Annotated in this window: 18 protein-coding genes and 2 tRNA genes; 19 read left to right on the top strand and 1 reads right to left on the bottom strand. The window is 58.0% G+C overall.

Annotated features, from left to right (window positions below; translation table 11 throughout):
- Positions 1 to 91: 91 nt before the first annotated feature.
- The 7 genes from dnaK (at position 92) to BMX80_RS07995 (ending at position 9,692) form a co-directional block, all read left to right on the top strand.
- Positions 92 to 2,008 carry a molecular chaperone DnaK gene (dnaK, locus tag BMX80_RS08025; protein ID WP_074867116.1) on the top strand — a complete coding sequence of 639 codons (1,917 nt, stop codon included), beginning with the start codon at positions 92 to 94 and terminating at the stop codon, positions 2,006 to 2,008.
- An 81-nt stretch (positions 2,009 to 2,089) separates the two neighbouring features.
- Positions 2,090 to 3,220, top strand: a complete 1,131-nt coding sequence (dnaJ, locus tag BMX80_RS08020; protein WP_074867115.1) for a molecular chaperone DnaJ — start codon at positions 2,090 to 2,092, stop codon at positions 3,218 to 3,220.
- A gap of 55 nt (positions 3,221 to 3,275) precedes the next feature.
- Entirely contained in the window at positions 3,276 to 4,079 is an 804-nt protein-coding gene (gene dapB / locus BMX80_RS08015) for a 4-hydroxy-tetrahydrodipicolinate reductase (RefSeq protein ID WP_071873041.1), read from the top strand.
- Positions 4,080 to 4,410: 331 nt separating this feature from the next.
- Positions 4,411 to 5,547 carry a glutamine-hydrolyzing carbamoyl-phosphate synthase small subunit gene (carA, locus tag BMX80_RS08010; RefSeq protein WP_074867113.1) on the top strand — a complete coding sequence of 379 codons (1,137 nt, stop codon included), beginning with the start codon at positions 4,411 to 4,413 and terminating at the stop codon, positions 5,545 to 5,547.
- A gap of 23 nt (positions 5,548 to 5,570) precedes the next feature.
- A complete protein-coding gene (carB, locus tag BMX80_RS08005) occupies positions 5,571 to 8,795 on the top strand; it encodes a carbamoyl-phosphate synthase large subunit (RefSeq protein ID WP_071873039.1) in 3,225 nt (1,074 codons plus the stop codon).
- Positions 8,792 to 9,268, top strand: a complete 477-nt coding sequence (greA, locus tag BMX80_RS08000) for a transcription elongation factor GreA (protein WP_074867111.1) — start codon at positions 8,792 to 8,794, stop codon at positions 9,266 to 9,268. The genes carB and greA overlap by 4 nt, the downstream gene beginning before the upstream one ends.
- A gap of 28 nt (positions 9,269 to 9,296) precedes the next feature.
- Complete coding sequence (locus BMX80_RS07995) at positions 9,297 to 9,692, top strand: DUF4149 domain-containing protein (protein WP_074867109.1); 396 nt, start codon at positions 9,297 to 9,299, stop codon at positions 9,690 to 9,692.
- On the opposite strand, the gene BMX80_RS07990 is transcribed toward BMX80_RS07995, so the two are convergent.
- Positions 9,673 to 9,984 carry a YhbY family RNA-binding protein gene (locus tag BMX80_RS07990; protein WP_074867107.1) on the bottom strand — a complete coding sequence of 104 codons (312 nt, stop codon included), beginning with the start codon at positions 9,982 to 9,984 and terminating at the stop codon, positions 9,673 to 9,675. The genes BMX80_RS07995 and BMX80_RS07990 overlap by 20 nt on opposite strands.
- A 302-nt stretch (positions 9,985 to 10,286) precedes the next feature.
- On the opposite strand from BMX80_RS07990, the gene ftsH reads away from it, so the two are divergent.
- From ftsH to truB, 12 genes are all read left to right on the top strand, one after another.
- Positions 10,287 to 12,200 (top strand): ATP-dependent zinc metalloprotease FtsH, encoded by a 1,914-nt coding sequence (gene ftsH / locus BMX80_RS07985; RefSeq protein WP_074867105.1) that lies wholly within the window; start codon positions 10,287 to 10,289, stop codon positions 12,198 to 12,200.
- Between the two features lie 74 nt (positions 12,201 to 12,274).
- Positions 12,275 to 13,054 carry a dihydropteroate synthase gene (gene folP / locus BMX80_RS07980; RefSeq protein ID WP_407922784.1) on the top strand — a complete coding sequence of 260 codons (780 nt, stop codon included), beginning with the start codon at positions 12,275 to 12,277 and terminating at the stop codon, positions 13,052 to 13,054.
- A 22-nt stretch (positions 13,055 to 13,076) separates the two neighbouring features.
- Positions 13,077 to 14,414: a phosphoglucosamine mutase gene (glmM, locus tag BMX80_RS07975; protein ID WP_074867101.1), complete on the top strand. Its 1,338-nt coding sequence runs from the start codon at positions 13,077 to 13,079 to the stop codon at positions 14,412 to 14,414.
- 72 nt (positions 14,415 to 14,486) lie between these two features.
- Positions 14,487 to 15,245, top strand: a complete 759-nt coding sequence (gene tpiA, locus BMX80_RS07970; protein WP_074867099.1) for a triose-phosphate isomerase — start codon at positions 14,487 to 14,489, stop codon at positions 15,243 to 15,245.
- Positions 15,246 to 15,247: 2 nt separating this feature from the next.
- Positions 15,248 to 15,631, top strand: coding sequence for a preprotein translocase subunit SecG (gene secG, locus BMX80_RS07965; protein ID WP_071873031.1), 384 nt, complete (start codon positions 15,248 to 15,250; stop codon positions 15,629 to 15,631).
- A gap of 10 nt (positions 15,632 to 15,641) precedes the next feature.
- Positions 15,642 to 15,727: transfer RNA gene (locus tag BMX80_RS07960), tRNA-Leu, on the top strand.
- Between the two features lie 90 nt (positions 15,728 to 15,817).
- Positions 15,818 to 15,894: transfer RNA gene (locus BMX80_RS07955), tRNA-Met, on the top strand.
- Positions 15,895 to 16,016: 122 nt separating this feature from the next.
- Complete coding sequence (gene rimP, locus BMX80_RS07950; protein ID WP_268875129.1) at positions 16,017 to 16,472, top strand: ribosome maturation factor RimP; 456 nt, start codon at positions 16,017 to 16,019, stop codon at positions 16,470 to 16,472.
- A gap of 48 nt (positions 16,473 to 16,520) precedes the next feature.
- Positions 16,521 to 18,002, top strand: a complete 1,482-nt coding sequence (gene nusA / locus BMX80_RS07945; RefSeq protein ID WP_071873029.1) for a transcription termination factor NusA — start codon at positions 16,521 to 16,523, stop codon at positions 18,000 to 18,002.
- A 29-nt stretch (positions 18,003 to 18,031) separates the two neighbouring features.
- Positions 18,032 to 20,542, top strand: a complete 2,511-nt coding sequence (gene infB / locus BMX80_RS07940) for a translation initiation factor IF-2 (protein ID WP_074867097.1) — start codon at positions 18,032 to 18,034, stop codon at positions 20,540 to 20,542.
- Positions 20,543 to 20,633: 91 nt separating this feature from the next.
- Positions 20,634 to 21,038, top strand: coding sequence for a 30S ribosome-binding factor RbfA (gene rbfA, locus BMX80_RS07935; protein WP_071873027.1), 405 nt, complete (start codon positions 20,634 to 20,636; stop codon positions 21,036 to 21,038).
- Positions 21,035 to 21,952: a tRNA pseudouridine(55) synthase TruB gene (gene truB / locus BMX80_RS07930; RefSeq protein WP_074867095.1), complete on the top strand. Its 918-nt coding sequence runs from the start codon at positions 21,035 to 21,037 to the stop codon at positions 21,950 to 21,952. Before rbfA ends, truB begins: the two co-directional genes overlap by 4 nt.
- Positions 21,953 to 22,042 lie beyond the last annotated feature (90 nt).

The raw sequence follows: 22,042 nt of genomic DNA, 5'->3' as shown, positions 1-22,042 counted from the left end.
GGGCTTGAAATTACTCTCAGTGCCCCCACTTCTAGGGCATAGGCAAAGTTAAGGCTCAAGTCACGAGCCAGTTCATTATTACGAGGTATTTATGGGCAAGATTATCGGGATCGACCTGGGCACCACCAACTCCTGCGTATCGGTGTTGGAAAACGGCAATGTGAAAGTGATTGAAAACGCCGAAGGTGCGCGTACTACGCCGTCGATCATTGCGTACACCAATGATGGTGAAACCTTGGTAGGCCAGTCTGCCAAGCGTCAGGCGGTGACCAATCCGCAGAACACTCTGTTCGCGGTGAAGCGTTTGATCGGTCGTCGTTTTGAAGAAGACGTCGTGCAGAAAGACATCAAGATGGTGCCGTACACCATCGCCAAAGCCGACAACGGCGACGCCTGGGTTGAGGTGAAGGGCAAGAAGATTGCACCGCCGCAAATCAGCGCCGAAGTGCTGAAGAAGATGAAGAAAACCGCTGAGGACTACCTTGGCGAAACCGTCACCGAGGCGGTGATCACTGTGCCGGCCTACTTCAACGACAGCCAGCGTCAGGCCACCAAAGATGCTGGTCGCATTGCAGGCTTGGACGTTAAGCGCATCATCAACGAGCCTACCGCCGCAGCGCTGGCTTACGGTATGGACAAAGCGCAAGGCGACTCCACCATCGTGGTGTACGACTTGGGCGGCGGTACCTTCGATATTTCCGTGATCGAAATTGCCGAAGTGGACGGCGAGCATCAGTTCGAAGTGTTGGCCACCAACGGTGACACCTTCTTGGGTGGTGAAGACTTCGATATGCGTCTGATCGAGTTCCTCGCTGACGAATTCAAGAAAGAAGCTGGTATCGACCTGAAAGGCGATCCGCTGGCCATGCAGCGTCTGAAAGAAGCCGCTGAAAAAGCCAAGATCGAACTGTCTTCCAGCAGCCAGACTGATGTGAATCTGCCGTACATCACTGCAGATGCCACCGGTCCTAAGCACTTGAACGTGAAGATCTCCCGCGCCAAGTTGGAAGCGCTGGTTGAGGACTTGGTTGAGCGTACTATCGAGCCGTGTCGTGTGGCGCTGAAAGATGCTGGCCTGAACGTGGGCGACATCAAGGAAGTGATTCTGGTCGGTGGCCAGACCCGTATGCCGCTGGTGCAGAAGAAAGTTGCTGAGTTCTTCGGCAAAGAAGCGCGTAAAGATGTTAACCCCGATGAAGCTGTGGCCATGGGTGCGGCGATTCAGGGCGCGGTGTTGTCTGGCGACGTGAAAGACGTGCTGCTGCTGGACGTGTCCCCGCTGACCTTGGGCATCGAAACCTTAGGTGGCGTGATGACGCCGCTGATCGACAAGAACACCACCATTCCGACCAAGAAATCGCAGGTGTTCTCTACCGCTGACGACAACCAAGGCGCCGTGACCATCCACGTGCTGCAAGGTGAGCGTAAGCAGGCTGGGCAGAACAAGTCGCTGGGTCGTTTCGACTTGGCCGACATTCCGCCGGCGCCGCGTGGCGTGCCGCAGATCGAAGTGACCTTCGACATCGATGCCAACGGCATTCTGCACGTGTCGGCCAAAGACAAGGCCACCGGCAAAGAGCAGTCCATCGTGATCAAGGCCAACTCCGGTCTGTCCGATGACGAAATCGAAGCCATGGTGCGCGACGCCGAGGCGCATGCCGAGGAAGACCGTAAGTTCGAAGAGCTGGCGGCCATCCGCAACCAAGGCGATGCATTGGTGCATGGCACCAAGAAGACCTTGACTGAAGCGGGCGACAAAGCCACTGCCGAGGAAAAGAGTGCGATCGAAGCGGCTGTTGCGGCCCTGGAAGTGGCTCTGAAAGGCGACGACAAGGCCGAGATCGAAGCCAAGATCAATGCGCTGTCCGAGGCTTCCTCGCCGCTGGTGCAGAAGATGTACGCCGAGCAGGCGCAGCAGCAAGGCGCCGAGGCGCAAGCCGAAGACGCTGCCAAGCCGGCTGACGACGTGGTTGATGCTGAGTTCGAAGAAGTTAAAGACTCCAAATAAGCGGGTCGCACTGTCCTGAACGATGCCGGCGCGGGAGATTCTCCCGCGTTGGCATATCTGGACCACCCGTGAGGAGGGGTAATGGCTAAGCGTGATTATTACGAGGTGCTGGGTGTCGCCAAGGGCGTCAGTGATGCGGAGCTGAAAAAGGCTTACCGCCGCTTGGCGATGAAATATCACCCAGACCGCAACCCAGATGACAAAGAAGCCGAAGAGAAATTCAAAGAGGCCAACGAGGCCTATGAAGTGCTCTCCGATGCCAGCAAGCGTCAGGCTTACGACCAATACGGTCATGCCGGCGTAGACCCGCAAATGGGTGGCGGCGGCTTTGGTGGCGGCGCCGGCGCGGGTAGTTTCTCGGATATCTTCGGGGATGTGTTCAGCGACTTCTTTGGTGGCGGCGGTGGCCGTGGTCGTGGCGGTCCGCAGCGCGGCGCTGACCTGCGCTACACGCTGGAGCTAGATCTTGAAGAAGCGGTGCGCGGCACTACCGTGACCATTCGTGTGCCCACGCTGGTGGCGTGTAAGCCGTGCGATGGCACTGGCGCGAAAAAAGGCACCAGCCCGACCACCTGTACCACCTGTGGCGGTATTGGCCAGGTGCGTATGCAGCAGGGTTTCTTCTCGGTGCAGCAGACCTGTCCGCGTTGTCATGGCAGCGGCAAGATGATCACCGACCCGTGCGGTAGTTGTGGTGGCCAGGGGCGCGTAGAAGAGCAAAAAACGCTGTCGGTGAAAGTGCCGGCGGGCGTGGATAATGGCGATCGCATTCGTCTGACCGGCGAAGGCGAGGCGGGCAGCTCCGGTGCGCCGGCGGGTGACTTGTACGTGGTGGTGCAGGTGCGCGAGCACGCGATCTTTCAGCGTGATGGGCGTAACCTGTACTGCGAGGTGCCGATCAGCTTTGCCGATGCCGCGTTAGGTGGCGAGCTGGAAGTGCCGACGCTGGATGGTCGCGTTAAGCTGAAAATCCCTGAAGGCAGCCAGACCGGTAAGCTCTTCCGCCTGCGCGGCAAAGGCGTAGCACCGGTGCGCGGTGGCGGGCCGGGTGATTTGCTCTGCCGCATTGCGGTAGAAACACCGGTGAATCTCACCAAGCGCCAGCGCGAACTGCTCGAAGAGTTCCGTGGTTCGCTCAAGGGTGACGGCACGCATTCGCCCAAGGCGGATAGCTGGTTTGAAGGCGTGAAGCGCTTCTTTGGTGATCTGTAATCCTGATGGTCGGCCGCTGATGCGGCCGGCGATCATTTAGCCTGGAGCTAAATCTATGCGACGTATTGCAGTAATGGGCGCCGCCGGGCGCATGGGCAAAACCCTCATTGAGGCGGTGCAGCAGGCGCAAGGCGCGGGCTTGACCGCAGCCGTCGACCGCCCTGACAGCAGTTTGCTTGGCGCCGATGCTGGCGAGCTGGTGGGTATTGGTCGCTTGGGCGTGGTGTTGTCCGGTAGCTTGGATCAAGTGTTGGATGACTTCGACGTGCTGATCGATTTCACCCATCCCAGTGTGACTATGGCCAATCTGGCGCTGTGTCGCAGTGCGCACAAGGCCATGGTGATTGGTACGACGGGCTTCACCGATGAACAAAAAGCCGTGCTTAACGAGGCAGCGAAAGAAATCCCCATCGTGTTTGCGGCTAACTTCAGTGTGGGGGTAAACCTGTGCTTTAAGTTGCTCGACTTGGCTGCGCGTGTGCTGGGTGACGATGTGGATATCGAAGTGCTCGAAGCCCATCACCGTCACAAGGTCGATGCTCCGTCCGGCACGGCGCTGCGCATGGGTGAAGTGGTGGCGCAGGCGCTGGGTCGTGATCTGAATAAAGTCGCGGTATACGGCCGCGAAGGGCAAACCGGTGCTCGTCAGCGCGACACCATTGGCTTTGCCACCGTGCGTGCTGGCGATGTGGTGGGCGACCATACCGTGCTGTTTGCTGCCGATGGCGAGCGTGTGGAGATTACCCATAAGGCCAGCAGCCGTATGACCTTCGCTCGTGGCGCGGTGCGCGCGGCGCAGTGGTTGGCAGGTAAAGAGCCGGCGCTGTATGACATGCAGGATGTGCTGGAGCTGCGCTGATCTAATGGCTGCACAGCTCAATCGCTGCGTTGTGCGGTGCTCTCAGCCTCGCCTACCAAGGCGGTATGTCTCGGTTGCTGTGCTCCGTACGCCTTGCGCTTGAGCTGTTCGCCAATTAGCTCGGCAGCTCTTTAGTCGCCAATCTGGCAATGTGTGGCGGTTAAGCGGTAGACCAAAAAAGGCTTTTTCGGTAGACTACTGCTTTAGTGTGCCTCCGCGGTGCGCCACACAATTCGCATAAAAAGCGGGATGACGTTGTCTGAAATGTCATTCCGCTTTTTTACAACCTGCGATTTCTTAAAGACTTGCTTATGCTTTTCGGGAGGCCTTCTTGAGCAAGCCAGCCATTCTCGCCCTCGCAGACGGTAGTATTTTTCGCGGTGAGGCAATCGGTGCTGACGGGCAAACCGTCGGTGAAGTGGTATTTAACACTGCCATGACCGGTTACCAGGAAATCCTCACTGACCCGTCGTACGCGCGCCAAATCGTAACACTGACTTATCCCCATATCGGCAACACCGGCACCACGCCGGAAGATGCTGAAGCCGACCGCGTGTGGGCCGCAGGCTTGGTCATTCGTGACCTGCCGCTGCTGTCCTCCAACTGGCGTAACAAGCAGCCGCTGGATGAGTACCTAAAAGCCAATAATGTGGTCGCCATTGCCGGTATTGACACGCGTCGCCTGACCCGCATCCTGCGTGAGAAAGGCTCGCAAAACGGCTGCATTCTTGCCGGTGACAACATCACCGACGAGCAAGCGCTGGAGCTGGCGCGTGGCTTCCCGGGCCTCAAAGGCATGGACTTAGCCAAAGAAGTCACCTGCGCTAAAGCGTACGAGTGGCGCTCTGGCGTGTGGAGTCTGGAAACCGACAGCCATCCCGAAGTGGCTGCCGATCAGCTGCCCTACCACGTGGTGGCCTATGACTACGGCGTTAAGCTGAACATCCTGCGCATGTTGGTCGCGCGCGGCTGCCGCTTAACCGTAGTGCCGGCGAAAACCCCGGCCGCAGAAGTGCTCGCGCTGAATCCCGACGGCGTGTTCCTGTCCAACGGCCCTGGCGATCCGGAGCCGTGCGATTACGCCATCAAGGCGATTCAGGAAGTGCTGGAAACTGAGATTCCGGTATTCGGCATCTGCTTGGGTCACCAGTTGCTGGCACTGGCCTCCGGCGCAAAAACCGTGAAGATGGGCCACGGCCATCACGGTGCTAACCACCCTGTGCAAGATCTAGACAGCGGTGTGGTGATGATCACCAGCCAGAACCACGGTTTCGCCGTGGACGAGGCGAGCATGCCGAGCAACCTGCGTGCTACCCACAAGTCGCTGTTCGACCACACCCTGCAGGGTATTGAGCGCACCGATAAGGCCGCGTTCAGCTTCCAAGGTCACCCGGAAGCCAGCCCCGGCCCGCACGATGTTGCGCCGCTGTTTGATCGTTTCATCGACAGCATGGCCAAGCGCCGCTAAGCACGGGATTTGAGAGTAAGCACATGCCAAAACGTACAGACATTAAAAGCATCCTGATTCTTGGTGCCGGCCCCATCGTGATCGGCCAAGCCTGTGAGTTTGACTACTCCGGCGCACAGGCGTGTAAAGCGCTGAAAGAAGAAGGCTTCCGCGTCATTCTGGTCAACTCCAACCCGGCGACCATCATGACCGACCCGGCGATGGCCGATGCCACTTACATCGAGCCGATCAAGTGGCAAACCGTCGCCAAAATCATCGAAAAAGAACGCCCCGATGCGCTGCTGCCCACCATGGGCGGCCAGACCGCACTGAACTGCGCGCTGGAGCTAGAAAAGCACGGCGTACTGGAGAAGTTCGGCGTCGAAATGATCGGCGCTAACGCCGACACCATCGACAAAGCCGAAGACCGTTCGCGCTTCGATAAAGCCATGCGCGCCATCGGCCTTGAGTGTCCGCGTGCTGGTATCGCGCACACCATGGAAGAAGCCTACGGCGTGCTGGAACAAGTAGGTTTTCCGTGCATTATTCGCCCGTCGTTCACTATGGGCGGCTCGGGCGGTGGTATCGCCTACAACCGCGAAGAATTCGAAGAAATCTGCAACCGTGGTCTGGACCTGTCGCCGACCAACGAGCTGCTGATCGACGAATCGCTGATCGGTTGGAAAGAATACGAGATGGAAGTGGTCCGCGATAAAAAGGACAACTGCATCATCGTCTGCGCCATCGAAAACTTTGACCCGATGGGCGTGCACACCGGTGACTCGATCACCGTGGCTCCGGCGCAAACCCTTACCGATAAGGAATACCAAATCATGCGTAACGCCTCGCTGGCGGTGCTGCGTGAGATTGGTGTGGAAACCGGCGGCTCTAACGTGCAGTTCGGTATTTGCCCGAACACCGGCCGCATGGTGGTGATCGAGATGAACCCGCGCGTGTCGCGTTCCTCGGCGCTGGCCTCCAAAGCCACTGGCTTCCCGATCGCTAAGATCGCCGCCAAGCTGGCCGTGGGTTACACCTTGGATGAGCTGCAGAACGACATCACCGGCGGCGCGACCCCGGCCTCGTTCGAGCCGGCCATCGACTACGTGGTGACTAAGATCCCACGTTTCGCCTTCGAGAAATTCCCCAAAGCCGACGCACGCCTGACCACGCAGATGAAGTCGGTGGGTGAGGTAATGGCGATCGGTCGCACCTTCCAAGAGTCCATGCAGAAAGCCCTGCGTGGTTTGGAAGTGGGCGCCAACGGCTTTGATCCCAAGCTGGACATGGCCGACAGCGAAGCCGACAGCATTTTGAAGCGTGAGCTGACTGTGCCGGGCGCAGAGCGCATTTGGTACATCGGCGACGCCTTCCGTGCTGGCCTGACCATCGACGAAGTGTTTGCCCTGACCAAGATCGACCCCTGGTTCCTGGTGCAGATCGAAGACCTGATCAAAGACGAAGAGCGGGTGAAAACCCTCAGCCTGTCGAGCATCGAGCGTGATGAGATGTTCAAGCTCAAGCGCAAGGGCTTCTCCGATGCGCGTCTGGCCAAGCTGCTGGGCGTGACCGAGAAAACCCTGCGTCGTCAGCGTCAGAAGCTGGAAGTCTTCCCGGTGTACAAACGTGTGGATACCTGTGCGGCTGAGTTCGCCACGTCCACTGCGTACATGTACTCCACCTATGAAGAAGAGTGCGAAGCCAACCCCAGCAGCCGTGAAAAAATCATGGTGCTCGGCGGTGGCCCGAACCGTATCGGCCAAGGCATCGAGTTCGACTACTGCTGCGTACACGCGGCATTGGCGATGCGCGAAGACGGTTACGAGACCATCATGGTCAACTGTAACCCTGAGACCGTTTCCACTGACTACGACACCTCCGACCGTCTGTATTTCGAGCCGGTGACGTTGGAAGACGTGTTGGAAATCGTTCGCGTTGAACAGCCCAAGGGCGTGATTGTGCAGTACGGCGGGCAAACTCCGCTGAAACTGGCGCGTGCCTTGGAAGAAGCCGGCGTGCCGATCATCGGTACCACGCCGGATGCCATCGACCGCGCGGAAGACCGCGAGCGCTTCCAGCAGATGGTAGAGCGCCTCAATCTGCGTCAGCCGCCGAACGCCACTGCGCGTAGCGAAGACGAAGCGCTGCGCTGCGCCGGCAACATCGGCTACCCGCTGGTGGTGCGTCCGTCCTACGTACTGGGCGGCCGGGCGATGGAAATCGTCTACAGCGATGACGAGCTGAAGCGCTACATGCGCGAAGCCGTGCAAGTGTCTAACGACAGCCCGGTACTGCTCGACCACTTCTTGAACTGCGCCATCGAAGTCGATATCGACGCCGTGTGCGACGGTAAGCAAGTGGTGATCGGTGCCATCATGCAGCACATCGAACAAGCCGGCGTGCACTCCGGTGACTCCGCCTGTTCGCTGCCGCCGTACTCGCTGCCGGCGCACATCCAAGACGAAATCCGCGCGCAGTGCGCCAAGATGGCCTTGGAGCTGGGCGTGGTCGGCTTGATGAACGTGCAGATGGCGGTGCAGGGCGAAGATATCTACGTCATCGAAGTGAACCCGCGTGCCTCGCGTACTGTGCCGTTCGTGTCGAAGTGCATCGGTCTCTCGCTGGCGAAGATTGCTGCGCGTGTGATGGCGGGCAAAACACTCGAAGAGCTGGGCTTTACCAGTGAAGTGGTGCCGCCGTACTACAGCGTTAAAGAAGCCGTGTTCCCGTTTGCCAAGTTCCCCGGCGTAGACCCGATTCTCGGCCCCGAGATGAAGTCCACCGGTGAAGTGATGGGCGTTGGTGACAGTTTCGGCGAAGCCTTTGCCAAGGCGCAGTTCGGTGCCAGCGAGCCGGTGCCGTCTGGTGGTGTGGCGTTTATCAGCGTGCGCGAAGCCGACAAGCCGGATGTGGCTAAAGTGGCGCGCAGCCTAGTTGAGCTGGGTTTCGAAGTGGTCGCCACTGCAGGCACTGCGAAGATGATCGAAGCCGAAGGCCTGCCGGTGCGCCGTGTGAACAAGGTCACCGAAGGTCGTCCGCATGTGGTCGACATGATTAAGAACAAAGAAGTGAACTTGATCATCAACACCACCGAAGGTCGTCAGTCGATTGCTGACTCCTACTCCATTCGCCGCAACGCGCTGCAGAACAAGGTGTTCTGCACCACCACGCTGGCCGCTGGTGAAGCGATTTGTGAAGCCCTCAAGTTTGGTCCGGAGCGCACCGTGCGTCGTCTGCAGGACCTGCATGCAGGAATCAACAAAGCATGAGTAAGTTCCCCATGACCCTCCAAGGCTCGCGTGCCTTGGAGGAAGAACTGAAACACCTCAAAGGCGAAATGCGCCCGAAGATCAGCCAAGCCATCGCCGAAGCGCGTGAGCTGGGTGATTTGAAGGAAAACGCCGAATACCACGCCGCGCGCGAGCAGCAAGGCTTGGTGGAAGCGCGCATTCGCGATATCGAGGCCAAGCTGTCCAATGCGCAGGTGATCGACGTCACTACGATTGCGCACAGCGGCAAGGTGATCTTCGGCACGACCGTGGATATCGCCAACGTTGAAACCGGCGAAGAAGTGACCTACCAGATCGTCGGTGATGACGAGGCGGACATTAAAGTGAGCAAGATTTCCGTCAGCTCTCCGATTGCTCGCGCCCTGATCGGCAAGGAAGAAGGCGAAGTGGTCAATGTGCAGACCCCAGGCGGCCTCGTGGAGTACGAGATTGTCGAGGTTAAGCATCTCTGATGAGCTGCGCCCAGCGTCACCGGCGGTGATGCTGGGCTGGCCCCTGCTGCAAATGCTCTGGGTAGGCGGCCTGTGGGCGCTGCAGTTTATGCTGCTGCCGGCACTGGAGCAGTATCAGCTGGCGCCTATGTTAGTGCACGGCTTAGTGGATTATCTGCGACAGTTGGTGGTCGGCGTGGCGTTGGTTGCCTCGCTGCTGCAGGCTTTGCTGCTGGTGCGCGTGCATCGTTTGAATAGTCTGTGGCGCGAGTTGCGCGGTCAGCTGTTGTTGGCGTGTGTGTTGTTGGCGGCGGTGTATCTGGCTGTCGCAGCACTCGGCATGGCTGCCGAGCGCTGGTTGACCTTCAACTACACCGTGCTGGCCCTGCTGGGTCTAATGCTGGTAATGCAGCCGGTGCCGGGCTTTATTCAGCGTAACGCTTAAGGTTCGACAGCTTTGGGTTGGCCTTGGGGTTGGCGCGGTAGATTAACGCCAGCTTGCCGATGATCTGCACGAGATCGGCGCGGGTTTGCTTGCACAGCTCATGCATCAGCTCAAGGCGCAGCTCACGCTCGGTGATGCTGAAGCGCACTTTAATCAGCTCGTGATCAACTAAGGCGCGTTCGGTTTCTGCCACAACGCCTTCGGTCAAGCCGTTGCCAGCGACCATAACCACGGGCTTTAAGTGGTGGCCGATTTGCTTGAAGCGTTTTTTCTGGTCCTGAGTCAGCGACATAATCTTGGGTATCCGGTCAAAGGGCGCAGATTCTACCTTAGCGGCTCTTAAGCGCCTAGCAACACAGGCTAGCCGGTCAGTCTTGTTATTTCTGCAGATGCCCCCATATAGAGTTGTTAGATGCCTGAATGCGCCGGTCTTGCGTGAGTTGCTGCGCGGCTTAGTGCTACAGCAGTGCTTTTTCGGGCTTATGGATACATTTACTTACATCTACGCCTGCCGAGCGCGGCGCTCTGGTGTAAGGTAAACGGATAGTGTTTTAACTGGCGTACGTGCGCCTTGAGGGTAGTTCATTGAACGATATGGCAAAAAATCTTGTCCTGTGGCTGATCATCGCTGCGGTGTTGGTCGCTGTGATGAATAACTTCTCCAGCACCAGCGAGTCGCAAGGTCTGAACTATTCCGACTTCATTGAGCAGGTGAAGCAGGGGCAGGTTGAGCGCGTGACCGTGGACGGTTACATGATCACTGGCGTGCGCCGTGATGGCCGTTCCTTCAAAACTGTGCGTCCAGCCATTCAAGACGGCGGCCTGATTGGCGATCTGTTGGACAACAACGTGATCATCGAAGGCAAGCAGCCTGAGCAACAAAGCATCTGGACTCAGCTGTTAGTCGCCAGCTTCCCGATTCTGGTGATGATTGCCGTGTTTATGTTCGTCATGCGCCAAATGCAGGGTGGTGGCGGCGGTCGCGGCGGCCCGATGAGCTTTGGTAAGAGTAAAGCGCGCCTGCTGTCGGAAGACCAAGTAAAAACCACGCTGGCTGATGTGGCTGGTTGTGATGAAGCTAAAGAGGAAGTCGGCGAGTTAGTCGAGTTCCTGCGCGACCCGGGCAAGTTCCAACGCTTGGGCGGCAAAATTCCGCGTGGCGTGCTGATGGTTGGCCCGCCCGGTACCGGTAAGACCTTGCTGGCCAAGGCTATTGCTGGCGAAGCCAAAGTGCCGTTCTTCACCATTTCCGGTTCGGACTTTGTTGAGATGTTTGTCGGCGTCGGCGCTAGTCGTGTGCGCGATATGTTTGATCAGGCTAAGAAGCACGCGCCGTGCATCATCTTTATCGACGAGATTGACGCCGTGGGCCGTCATCGTGGTGCCGGTTTAGGCGGTGGTCACGACGAGCGTGAGCAAACCCTCAACCAGTTGCTGGTTGAGATGGACGGCTTTGAAATGAATGACGGGGTGATCGTTGTTGCTGCGACAAACCGTCCGGATGTCCTTGACCCGGCACTGTTGCGTCCAGGGCGTTTCGACCGTCAAGTGGTGGTTGGTCTGCCGGATATCCGTGGCCGCGAGCAAATCCTTAAAGTGCATATGCGCAAAGTACCGCTGGGCGAAAATGTTGAAGCAGCGGTGATAGCGCGCGGTACCCCGGGCTTCTCCGGTGCCGATTTGGCCAACTTGGTGAACGAGGCGTCACTGTTTGCGGCGCGCGCCAATAAGCGCTTGGTCGAAATGAAAGAATTCGAGCTGGCGAAAGACAAAATCATGATGGGCGCTGAGCGCAAATCCATGGTGATGTCCGATAAAGAAAAGCTCAACACCGCCTACCATGAGGCTGGTCACGCGATTGTCGGTCGCATCGTGCCGGAGCACGACCCGGTCTACAAAGTGTCGATCATTCCGCGCGGTCGTGCTTTGGGCGTGACTATGTTCCTGCCGGAAGAAGACCGTTACAGCCTGTCTAAGCGTGCGCTGGAAAGCCAAATTTGCTCGCTGTTCGGTGGTCGTATCGCTGAAGAAATGACCTTAGGCTTTGATGGCGTAACCACCGGCGCGTCGAATGATATTCAGCGTGCCACGCAGATCGCGCGCAACATGGTGACTAAGTGGGGCTTGTCGGAAAAACTCGGCCCGCTGATGTATGCCGAAGAAGAAGGCGAAGTGTTCTTGGGGCGCAGTGCCGGTAGTCAGCAGACTAATGTCTCTGGTGACACGGCCAAGCTGATTGACCAAGAAGTGCGCCGCTTTATCGACGAAAGCTACGCCACGGCTAAGCGCATTCTTGAAGAGCACCGCGATAAGCTGGATGTCATGGCTGAGGCGTTGATGAAGTACGAAACCATCGACTCAGACCAGATCGACGACATTATGGCGGGCAAGCCGCCACGTGAGCCGAAGGATTGGACGTCCGGCGGTGGCGATGGTGGTGCGCCGGCAACAGAAGCGAAGCCGGATAAGCCCAGCTCGCCGATTGGCGGTCCTGCCGGCGAACACTAAGCATGTCGCTGCATAAGCAAAGCTCTCGGCTGCCTTGCGGCAGTCGGGAGCTTGATCTTTCCCGGCCCAATGTTATGGGCATCCTTAACGTCACTCCAGACTCGTTCTCCGATGGCGGCCGCTTTGCGCGGCGCGATGCGGCGCTGCGTCATGCGCAAAGCATGTTGGATGCGGGGGCCGATCTGATTGATGTCGGTGGCGAGTCGACACGTCCCGGTGCTAAGCCCGTTTCGCCCGTGGAAGAGTTGGAGCGCGTAGCGCCGATTGTTGAAGCGTTGGTACGTGAGTTGGGTGCTGTGGTGTCGGTGGATACCTCAACGCCAGCGGTGATGCGCGAATCTGCACGTTTGGGTGCGGGGTTGATTAACGATGTGCGTGCCCTGCAGCGTGAGGGTGCGCTCGATGCCGCAGCTGATACCGGTTTACCGATCTGCCTGATGCATATGCAGGGAGAGCCGGGCAGCATGCAGCAAGCGCCGCATTACGCCAGCGTGGTGGATGAGGTGCAGGCGTTTTTATTCGACCGTGTGGCGGCGTGTGAAGCGGCAGGTATTGCCCGTGCGCGGCTGTTGTTGGACCCGGGGTTTGGTTTTGGCAAAACCTTGGCGCATAACCTGAGCTTATTTAAAGCCTTGCCGCAGATGCTGGCATGGGGTTATCCCCTATTGGTCGGTGTATCGCGCAAGAGCATGATTGGTCAGGCGCTGGGTCGCGAGGTCGAGCAGCGTTTGGCAGGTGGTTTGGCGCTGGCGGCACAAGCAACTTTGGCCGGTGTGCAGATTTTGCGTGTGCACGATGTGGCGGAAACCGTCGATGTGGTGCGCATGCTGCGGGCAGTGGCGCAGGCAGAATAACAATACGTAACGGAATTCAATGATGGGCAGAAAGTACTTTGGCACCGATGGCATTCGCGGGCGCGTGGGCGATTTCCCGATTACACCTGAGTTCGTGCTTAAGCTCGGTTGGGCGGCGGGGCAGGCGTTTCGTCGTCAGGGAATCTGCAAGGTATTGATCGGTAAGGACACGCGCATCTCTGGCTATATGTTCGAGTCGGCCTTAGAGGCGGGCTTGTCCGCAGCCGGCGCGCAAGTGCTCTTGCTAGGCCCTATGCCGACCCCGGCGATTGCTTATTTGACGCGCACTTTTCAGGCGCAGGCGGGCATTGTCATCAGTGCCTCGCACAATCCGTATTACGACAATGGCATCAAGTTTTTCTCCGGTGACGGCACTAAGTTGCCGGATGAGGTAGAGCTAGCCATTGAAGAGCTGCTCGATGCGCCGATGACGGTGGTGGAGTCCGCTGAGTTGGGCAAGGTGTCGCGTATCGTCGATGCGCCGGGGCGCTATATCGAGTTCTGCAAAAGCTCCGTATCGTCATCCATCACCCTCAAGGGCATGAAGCTGGTGCTCGATTGCGCCAATGGCGCGACCTATAAAGTGGCGCCTAGCGTGTTCCGTGAGCTGGGTGCGCAAGTGACGGTGATTGGTGATGAGCCGGATGGCTTGAACATCAATCGTGATTGCGGCTCTACCCATCTGGCGGCTTTGCAGGCTGCTGTGGCTGAGCAAGGCGCAGATATGGGGATTGCCTTCGATGGCGATGGCGATCGCGTGTTGATGGTGGATGCCGATGGTGGCGTGGTCGATGGTGATGAGTTGTTGTACATCATCGCGCGCGATTTAAATCGCCGTGACAAGTTGCAGGGCGGCGTTGTTGGCACCCTCATGTCGAATTTGGGGCTTGAGCTGGCCTTTAAAGAGCTGGGCATTCCCTTTGTGCGCGCTAAAGTCGGCGACCGTTATGTGATGGCTGAGCTAAAAGCCAATGGCTGGTTGTTGGGTGGTGAAAACTCCGGGCATTTAGTGTGCGGCAATCACACCACCACCGGCGACGGCATTATCGCTGCGCTGCAAGTGCTGCAGGCGCTCAAGCGTCATGATGAATCGTTAGCGCAGGCGCGTGCGGGGCTCAAAATGTGCCCGCAAGTGCTGATTAATGTGCGCCTAAAAGGCGCCGTGGATCCGCTGCAGAGTGAGCAGGTTCAGCAAGCAGTGGCTGCCGCTGAGGCGCAAATGGCCGGTGCTGGGCGCGTGTTGTTGCGCAAAAGCGGTACCGAGCCGTTGGTGCGCGTGATGGTGGAAGGCAGTGATGCCACGCAAGTCCACCAACATGCCGAGCAGTTGGCGCAAGTTGTTGAAAATGTTTGCAGTTAAGCCTTGAATTGGCTTGCCTGAGGCTAACCCCTTGGGTAATATCTGCGCCCACTTTGCACTGAGAGGTTTGGCATGCGACGTCCACTGGTAGCCGGCAATTGGAAAATGCATGGCAGCCGTGAATCGGTAGCGCAGCTGGTGCAGGGTTTGCTCAGCGAGCAGGTTGGTGAAGGAAATGTTGATTGCGCGGTGTTCCCCGTCGCTATCCATTTGTCATCAGTGCTCGCGCAAGTGGCAGGCTCGAAGCTCTCTGTAGGGGCGCAGGTATGTGCTGCGCAGTCGGGGCAGGGCGCCTTTACCGGCGAGGTCGCTGCTGAGCAGTTGCAGGATCTTGGTTGTAAGGCGGTGTTGGTTGGCCACTCTGAGCGTCGTCAGTTGTTTGCTGAAACGGATGCGCTAGTGGCAGGGAAGTTTGCCGCAGCATTGCGTGCTGGTTTGACCCCGGTTTTGTGTGTGGGTGAGTCGCTGGCAGAGCGCGAAGCGCAGCAAACTGAAGCGATTGTTTTGCAGCAGCTGCGCGCAGTGATTGAGTTGTGCGGTGCTGAAGCGTTGCGTCAGGCAGTGGTGGCTTATGAGCCGGTTTGGGCGATAGGCACAGGTTTGACAGCGACGCCCGAGCAGGCGCAGGCGGTGCATAAGGTGATCCGTGATGAGATTGCTGTGCATGGCTCTGAGATTGCCGCTCAAGTGCGAATTGTTTATGGCGGTAGCGTTAAGGCCGCCAATGCGGCGGAACTGTTTGCGATGCCGGATATCGATGGGGGGCTGGTAGGTGGTGCCTCTCTGGATGCTAAAGAATTTGCAGCCATTTGCAGGGCTGCGGAGCAGTAAAGATGCTTGAGACAGTAGTGATTGTGTTGCACTTGCTGGCTGCCATCGCCGTGATTGGCTTGGTGTTAATTCAGCAGGGCAAAGGTGCGGATGCCGGTGCGTCGTTTGGTTCTGGTGCTTCCGCCACCGTATTTGGTAGCCAGGGTTCGGGTAATTTCCTGAGTCGCATGACGGCAATTCTGGCCACTGTGTTCTTCGTAACAAGTTTGGGTTTGGCTTATTACGCCAAGCAAAAAGCTGGTCTTGCGGGTTCAGAAGGTTTGCCGGATCCGGCGCTTCTTGAGCAGCAAGCCGAGCAGGCTGCTGAGCTGCCGGAGCTGAAAGAAGCCCCGAAAGCTGTAGAAAAAGCAGCCAGTGAAGACGTGCCGGCAATCCCGGCAGAATAAAACTGTTTTAGCCGAAGTGGTGGAATTGGTAGACACGCTATCTTGAGGGGGTAGTGACCGTAGGTCGTATGGGTTCGAGTCCCATCTTCGGCACCAAATATCAATAAGGCCCGCAATCGCGGGCCTTATTGTTGGCGAGGTTGACCGCCTAACTAGGCGACGCCTATAATCTCGCCCCAGCTTTGACGCGGGGTGGAGCAGTCTGGTAGCTCGTCGGGCTCATAACCCGAAGGTCGTTGGTTCAAATCCAGCCCCCGCAACCAGTTGTACGAAGCCCCTTGTTAGGGGCTTTTTGCTAGCTGGACAGTGCGTGCCGGTCGCCTGACTAGGCACATGTTGGATGGGCGTTTCGCCCATTTTTTGTTTCAGCCAAGAAAGGTTCTCTGTGGCCAAACTGGATCAATTACACGCCATGCTGGCGCCCGTGGTCGAAGGCCTGGGTTACGACTGCTGGGGTATTGAATACCTCGCGCAGGGTAAGCACAGCTTGCTGCGTGTGTATATCGACCATGCCGACGGCATTGGTGTCGAAGATTGCGAAAAAGTCAGCCGCCAAGTCAGTGGCGTGCTGGATGTAGAAGACCCGATCAGCGCTGAGTACACCCTTGAGGTGTCATCGCCGGGTATGGATCGCCCGTTGTTCACCTTGCCGCAGTTCGCGGCGTGGGCTGGCAGTCAGGTGAAGATTAAGTTGCGTGTGCCGTTTGAAGGTCGGCGCAACTTCCAAGGGCTGCTCAAAGGTATTGAAGAGCAGGATGTCGTGGTGCAAGTGGATGATCACGAGTTCCTGTTGCCTATCGACAGTATCGATAAGGCACAAGTCATTCCCCGTTTTGATTAATGGCTGCGAAATTCGCAAGACCCAAGGATTGCGTTAGCGAGGCTTATGATGAGTAAAGAAATTCTGTTGGTTGTGGAGTCCGTCTCCAACGAAAAAGGCGTCCCAGCGGCTTTGATTTTTGAAGCGCTGGAAGTGGCGTTGGCCACGGCGACCAAAAAACGCTACGAGACTGAAGTGGATATCCGCGTTGCCATCAACCGCGCTAACGGCAGCTATGAAACCTTCCGGCGCTGGACCGTGGTTGCCGATGAAGATTTAGAAATTCTTGGTGCCCAGCTGACCCTTGATGAAGCGCACGAGAAAGACCCGGCGCTGAAACTGGGCGACGTGGTGGAAGAGAAGATCGAGTCCATCGAATTCGGTCGTATCGCGGCGCAAGTGGCTAAGCAGGTCATCGTACAGAAAGTACGTGAAGCCGAGCGTGCCCAAGTTGTCGACGCTTACCGCGATAAAGTCGGCGAAATCATCGCCGGAACAGTGAAGAAAACTGGCCGCGACAGCGTGATTATCGACTTGGGCAATAACGCCGAAGCACTGCTGGGGCGTGAAAACCTGATCCCACGGGAAATCTTTCGTGTTGGTACTCGCGTGCGTGCGCTGCTGAAAGAAATTCGCAGCGAAAACCGTGGCCCGCAGCTGATTCTGTCGCGCACTGCGCCGGAAATGCTCATCGAGCTGTTCCGCATCGAAGTGCCGGAAATCGCCGAAGGCCTGATCGACATCATGGGCGCCGCGCGTGACCCAGGTTCGCGCGCCAAGATTGCCGTGCGTGCTAAAGACAAGCGTATCGACCCACAAGGTGCCTGTATCGGTATGCGCGGTTCGCGTGTGCAGGCCGTCTCTGGCGAGTTGGCTGGTGAGCGTGTGGACATCGTGCTGTGGGATGAAAACCCCGCGCAGTTCGTGATCAACGCCATGGCTCCGGCCGAAGTGGCGTCGATCATCGTCGACGAAGACAGCCACACCATGGATGTCGCCGTTGCCGAAGACAATCTGGCCCAGGCCATTGGCCGCAGTGGGCAGAACGTCCGTTTGGCCAGCCAGCTGACCGGCTGGACGCTGAACGTGATGACCGAAGACGAAATTCATGCTCGTCAGCAAGCCGAAACCAGCGACATCCTCAGCAACTTTGTTGCTGAGCTGGGCGTTGACGAAGAGCTGGCCGGCATTCTGGTGGAAGAAGGTTTCACCAGCTTGGAAGAAATCGCCTACGTGCCCATGGAAGAAATGTTGGAAATCGACGGCTTTGACGAAGACATCGTCAACGAGCTACGTGCTCGCGCCAAAGACCGTCTGTTGACCCGCGCCATCGCTACTGAAGAGCAGCTGGTGGACGCGCACCCCGCCGAAGACCTGCTGACCCTAGACGGTATGAACAGCGAGTTGGCGGTGGCCTTGGCTGGTCGTGGCGTGGTTTGCCGTGAAGACCTGGCCGAGCAGTCCATCGACGATCTGCTGGATATCGACGGTATGGATGAAGAGCAAGCAGGCAAGCTAATCATGGCTGCCCGTGCCCATTGGTTTGAGTGAGTCGTCCGGCGGCTTGAGGAGAGAAGTGCATGACACAAGTCACGGTTAAACAACTGGCCGAAACGGTCGGTACCCCGGTCGACCGCTTACTGCAGCAGATGCAGGAAGCCGGGCTTAAGCACAGTAGTGCTGATGCTGCGGTCACCGATGCGCAAAAGCAGACCTTGCTGGCGCATTTGAAGAGCAGTCACGGCGAGAAGCTGGAAGAGCCGCGCAAAATTACTCTGCAGCGTAAAACCACCACCACCATTAAGGTGGCGGGCAGCAAAACCGTCAGCGTAGAAGTGCGTAAAAAGCGTACCTACGTGAAGCGTTCGCCCGATGAGCTAGAGGCTGAGCAAGCTAAAGAGCAAGAAAATCAGCGTCTGGCCGAAGAAGCCGCACGCATGAATGCCCAGGAAGAAGCCCGTCGCCGCGCTGATGAAGATGCCAAGCGCAAGGCCGAAGACGACGCCAAGCGTAAAGCTGACGACGAAGCCAAGCGCAAGGCCGAAGAAGAGCTGGTTAAGCAGCAAGCGGCTGCCGCTGTTGCTGACCGCGACTCGAAGAAGGCCAAAGAGGCTCCGGCTCCGGTGCGTACCGAGCGTGAGTTCACCGCGAAAGTTGAGCGCGTAAACCGTCGCGAAGAAGATCGCGGCGAGCGTAAGCCGGCGCAACATCGTCCGCAGCCGAAAGGTCCGAGCCGTGGTCGCGCTGATGATGAAGAGTTTGGTGGTCGTCGCGGCGGTCGTCGTGGTGGCAAGAAGAAGCCGAACAAACATGGCTTCCAGGCGGCTACTGGCCCGATCGTGCGTGAAGTCAGCGTCGGTGAAACCATCACCGTGTCTGAACTGGCCGCGCAGATGGCGATCAAGGCTGCCGAAGTCATCAAGTACTTCTTCAAGCAAGGCACTATGGTGACAATTAACCAAGTGCTGGATCAGGACACCGCGCAGATCATCATTGAAGAGTTTGGCCACAAGGTGAAACTGGTCAATGAGAACGCGCTGGAAGACCAACTGGCCGAATCGTTGAAGTACGAAGGCGAGCTGGCTAACCGTGCCCCGGTAGTGACCGTGATGGGTCACGTTGACCACGGTAAAACCTCGCTGCTGGACTACATTCGTCGCGCCAAAGTGGCTGCCGGCGAAGCCGGTGGTATTACCCAGCACATCGGTGCCTACCACGTAGAAACCGATCGCGGCATGGTGACTTTCTTGGATACCCCCGGTCACGCGGCGTTTACCGCTATGCGTGCACGCGGTGCCAAGGCCACCGACATCGTGATTCTGGTGGTCGCAGCCGACGACGGCGTGATGCCGCAGACCCAAGAAGCCGTGCAACATGCTCGCGCTGCGGGTGTGCCGCTGGTTGTGGCGGTGAACAAGATCGATAAAGAAGGTGCCGACCCGGATCGCATCAAGAACGACCTGTCCGCGCTGGAAGTGATTCCGGAAGCGTGGGGCGGCGACACTATGTTCGTGCATGTGTCGGCGAAAACCGGTGAAGGTATCGACGAGCTGCTCGAAGCGGTACTGCTGCAAGCTGAAGTATTGGAGCTGGCTGCTGCGACTGACGCACCGGGTCGTGGTCTGGTGGTTGAATCGCGTCTGGACAAAGGCCGTGGCCCGGTGGCTACCGTGCTGGTGCAGAACGGTACCCTGCGCCAAGGCGACATCGTGCTGGCTGGCGTTAACTATGGCCGCGTGCGTGCCATGAATGACGAAAACGGCAAGCCGATTAAAGAAGCGGGCCCGTCGATTCCGGTCGAGATCCTCGGTTTGGATGGCACCCCGGACGCCGGTGATGAAATCTCCGTGGTCACCGACGAGAAAAAAGCGCGTGAAATCGCCCTGTTCCGTCAGGGTAAGTTCCGCGAGGTCAAACTGGCCCGTCAGCAGTCCGCGAAGCTGGAAAACATGTTCAGCAACATGGGCCAAGACGAGAAGAAGACCCTCAATATCGTCCTCAAGTCGGACGTGCGTGGTTCTTTGGAAGCGCTGCAAGGAGCCCTGGCGGACCTGGGTAACGACGAAGTTCAAGTGAAAGTGATTGGCGGCGGCGTCGGTGGTATCACCGAGTCTGACGCTAACCTGGCGCTGGCTTCCAATGCGGTACTGTTTGGCTTCAACGTGCGTGCCGATGCCGGTGCGCGCAAGATTGTCGAGACCGAAGGTCTGGATATGCGTTACTACAACGTGATCTACGACATCATCGAAGACGTCAAGAAAGCCCTGACCGGTATGCTCGGCAGCGATCTGCGTGAGCAGATTCTGGGTATTGCCGAAGTGCGTGACGTGTTCCGTTCGCCGAAGTTCGGCGCGGTGGCTGGCTGTATGGTGGTTGAAGGCCACGTACACCGTAACCGTCCGATCCGTGTACTGCGCGACGACGTAGTGGTCTTTGAAGGCGAGCTGGAATCGCTGCGCCGCTTCAAAGACGACGTCGCCGAAGTACGCTCCGGTATGGAGTGCGGTATCGCAGTGAAGAGCTACAACGACGTGAAAGTGGGCGACAAGATCGAAGTGTTCGAAAAAGTTGCCGTTGCACGTAGTCTGTAAGCAGTAACAAGCGGAAGCTGGGGGCGTTAGGTGGGCTGGAAGCAGCCTGCCTGATACCCCCGGCTTCTGGCTTTTTAACGAGAAAGTGGTAATGGCTAAAGAATACAGTCGCACCCAGCGCGTGGGTGATCAGATGCAGCGTGAGCTGGCCGTGCTGATCCAACGCGAAATGAAAGATCCGCGTGTCAGCTTAGTGACCGTCAGCGCTGTGGAAGTCAGTCGTGACTTGGCGCATGCGCAGGTGTTTGTGACCTCCCTTGGCGCAGAAGACCCCGCGCAAATCGCCGACATGCTGGGCGTATTGAAAGGCGCCGCCGGATTTTTGCGTACTCAGCTGGGACGCTTGATGAAGCTGCGCCAAGTGCCGCAGTTACACTTCCGCTATGACGAAAGCATCGCCCGTGGCGCGCATTTGTCGGCGCTGATCGAGCGCGCGGTCGCCGAAGACCGTGCCCACGAAGACGGCGAGCCGAGCGAAGGCGAGGGCAAGGCGTGACGCAGAAGAAACGAATCCGCCGGCCGGTCAATGGCGTGCTGGTATTGGATAAGCCGCGTGGCATGTCATCGAACGCGGCACTGCAAAAAGTGCGCTGGTTATTGAATGCCGAGAAGGCCGGACATACCGGCAGTCTCGACCCGTTAGCCACCGGCGTATTGCCGTTGTGTTTTGGTGAGGCGACCAAGTTTTCGCAGTTCTTGCTCGATGCCGACAAAGCCTATGACACCGTATTGCAGTTAGGCGTAACCACCACCACCGCCGATGCCGAAGGCGAAGTGCTGGAGCGCCGCGCCGTGAGCAGTGGTCAAGCCGAGTTAGAAGGTGTTCTGCCGCGCTTTACTGGCCCGATTAAGCAAGTGCCGCCGATGTATTCGGCGCTGAAGAAAGACGGCCAGCCACTGTACAAACTGGCCCGCGCCGGCGAGGTGGTGGAGCGCGAGCCGCGTTCTGTTACTATTCATCGCTTGCAATTACTGGCACTGGACGCCGATCGCGCTAGTCTGCATGTGGCCTGTAGCAAGGGCACCTATGTGCGCACATTGGCTGAAGATATCGGCGCTGCCTTAGGCTGTGGTGCACACGTGGCTGAGCTGCGTCGCACGCAAGCCGGGCCTTTCTCGTTGCCGCAGGCGATTACCTTGGCGCAACTGGAAGAAGCCTTCGAGGCGGGCGGTAATGAGGCGTTAGATGCCTTCTTGCTACCGGTCGACAGTGGTTTGCAAGATTGGCCGCAAGTCCATTTAAGTGAGCACAGTGCTTACTATTGGCTCCACGGCCAGCCGGTGCGTGCACCGGGCGCGCCTGCCTTTGGCAGTGTGCGGGTCTATGATCATCAAGGTCAGTTCATCGGTATCGGTGACATGACCGACGACGCGCGCGTAGCGCCGCGTCGACTGATTCGCTCGCAGTAACGCGAGCGATACGAGGGTGGCTGTCAACAGGCACGGTCATACCTCTTTTATCACACAGAGAAAACTCTGGCCTGTTATGTAAGGAGCCCA

This window comes from Atopomonas hussainii (assembly GCF_900109735.1).
GTDB classification, from domain to species: Bacteria; Pseudomonadota; Gammaproteobacteria; order Pseudomonadales; family Pseudomonadaceae; genus Atopomonas; species Atopomonas hussainii.
Note: the sequence above shows the minus strand (reverse complement) of the source record. Positions and strands in the feature narration are given on the sequence as shown.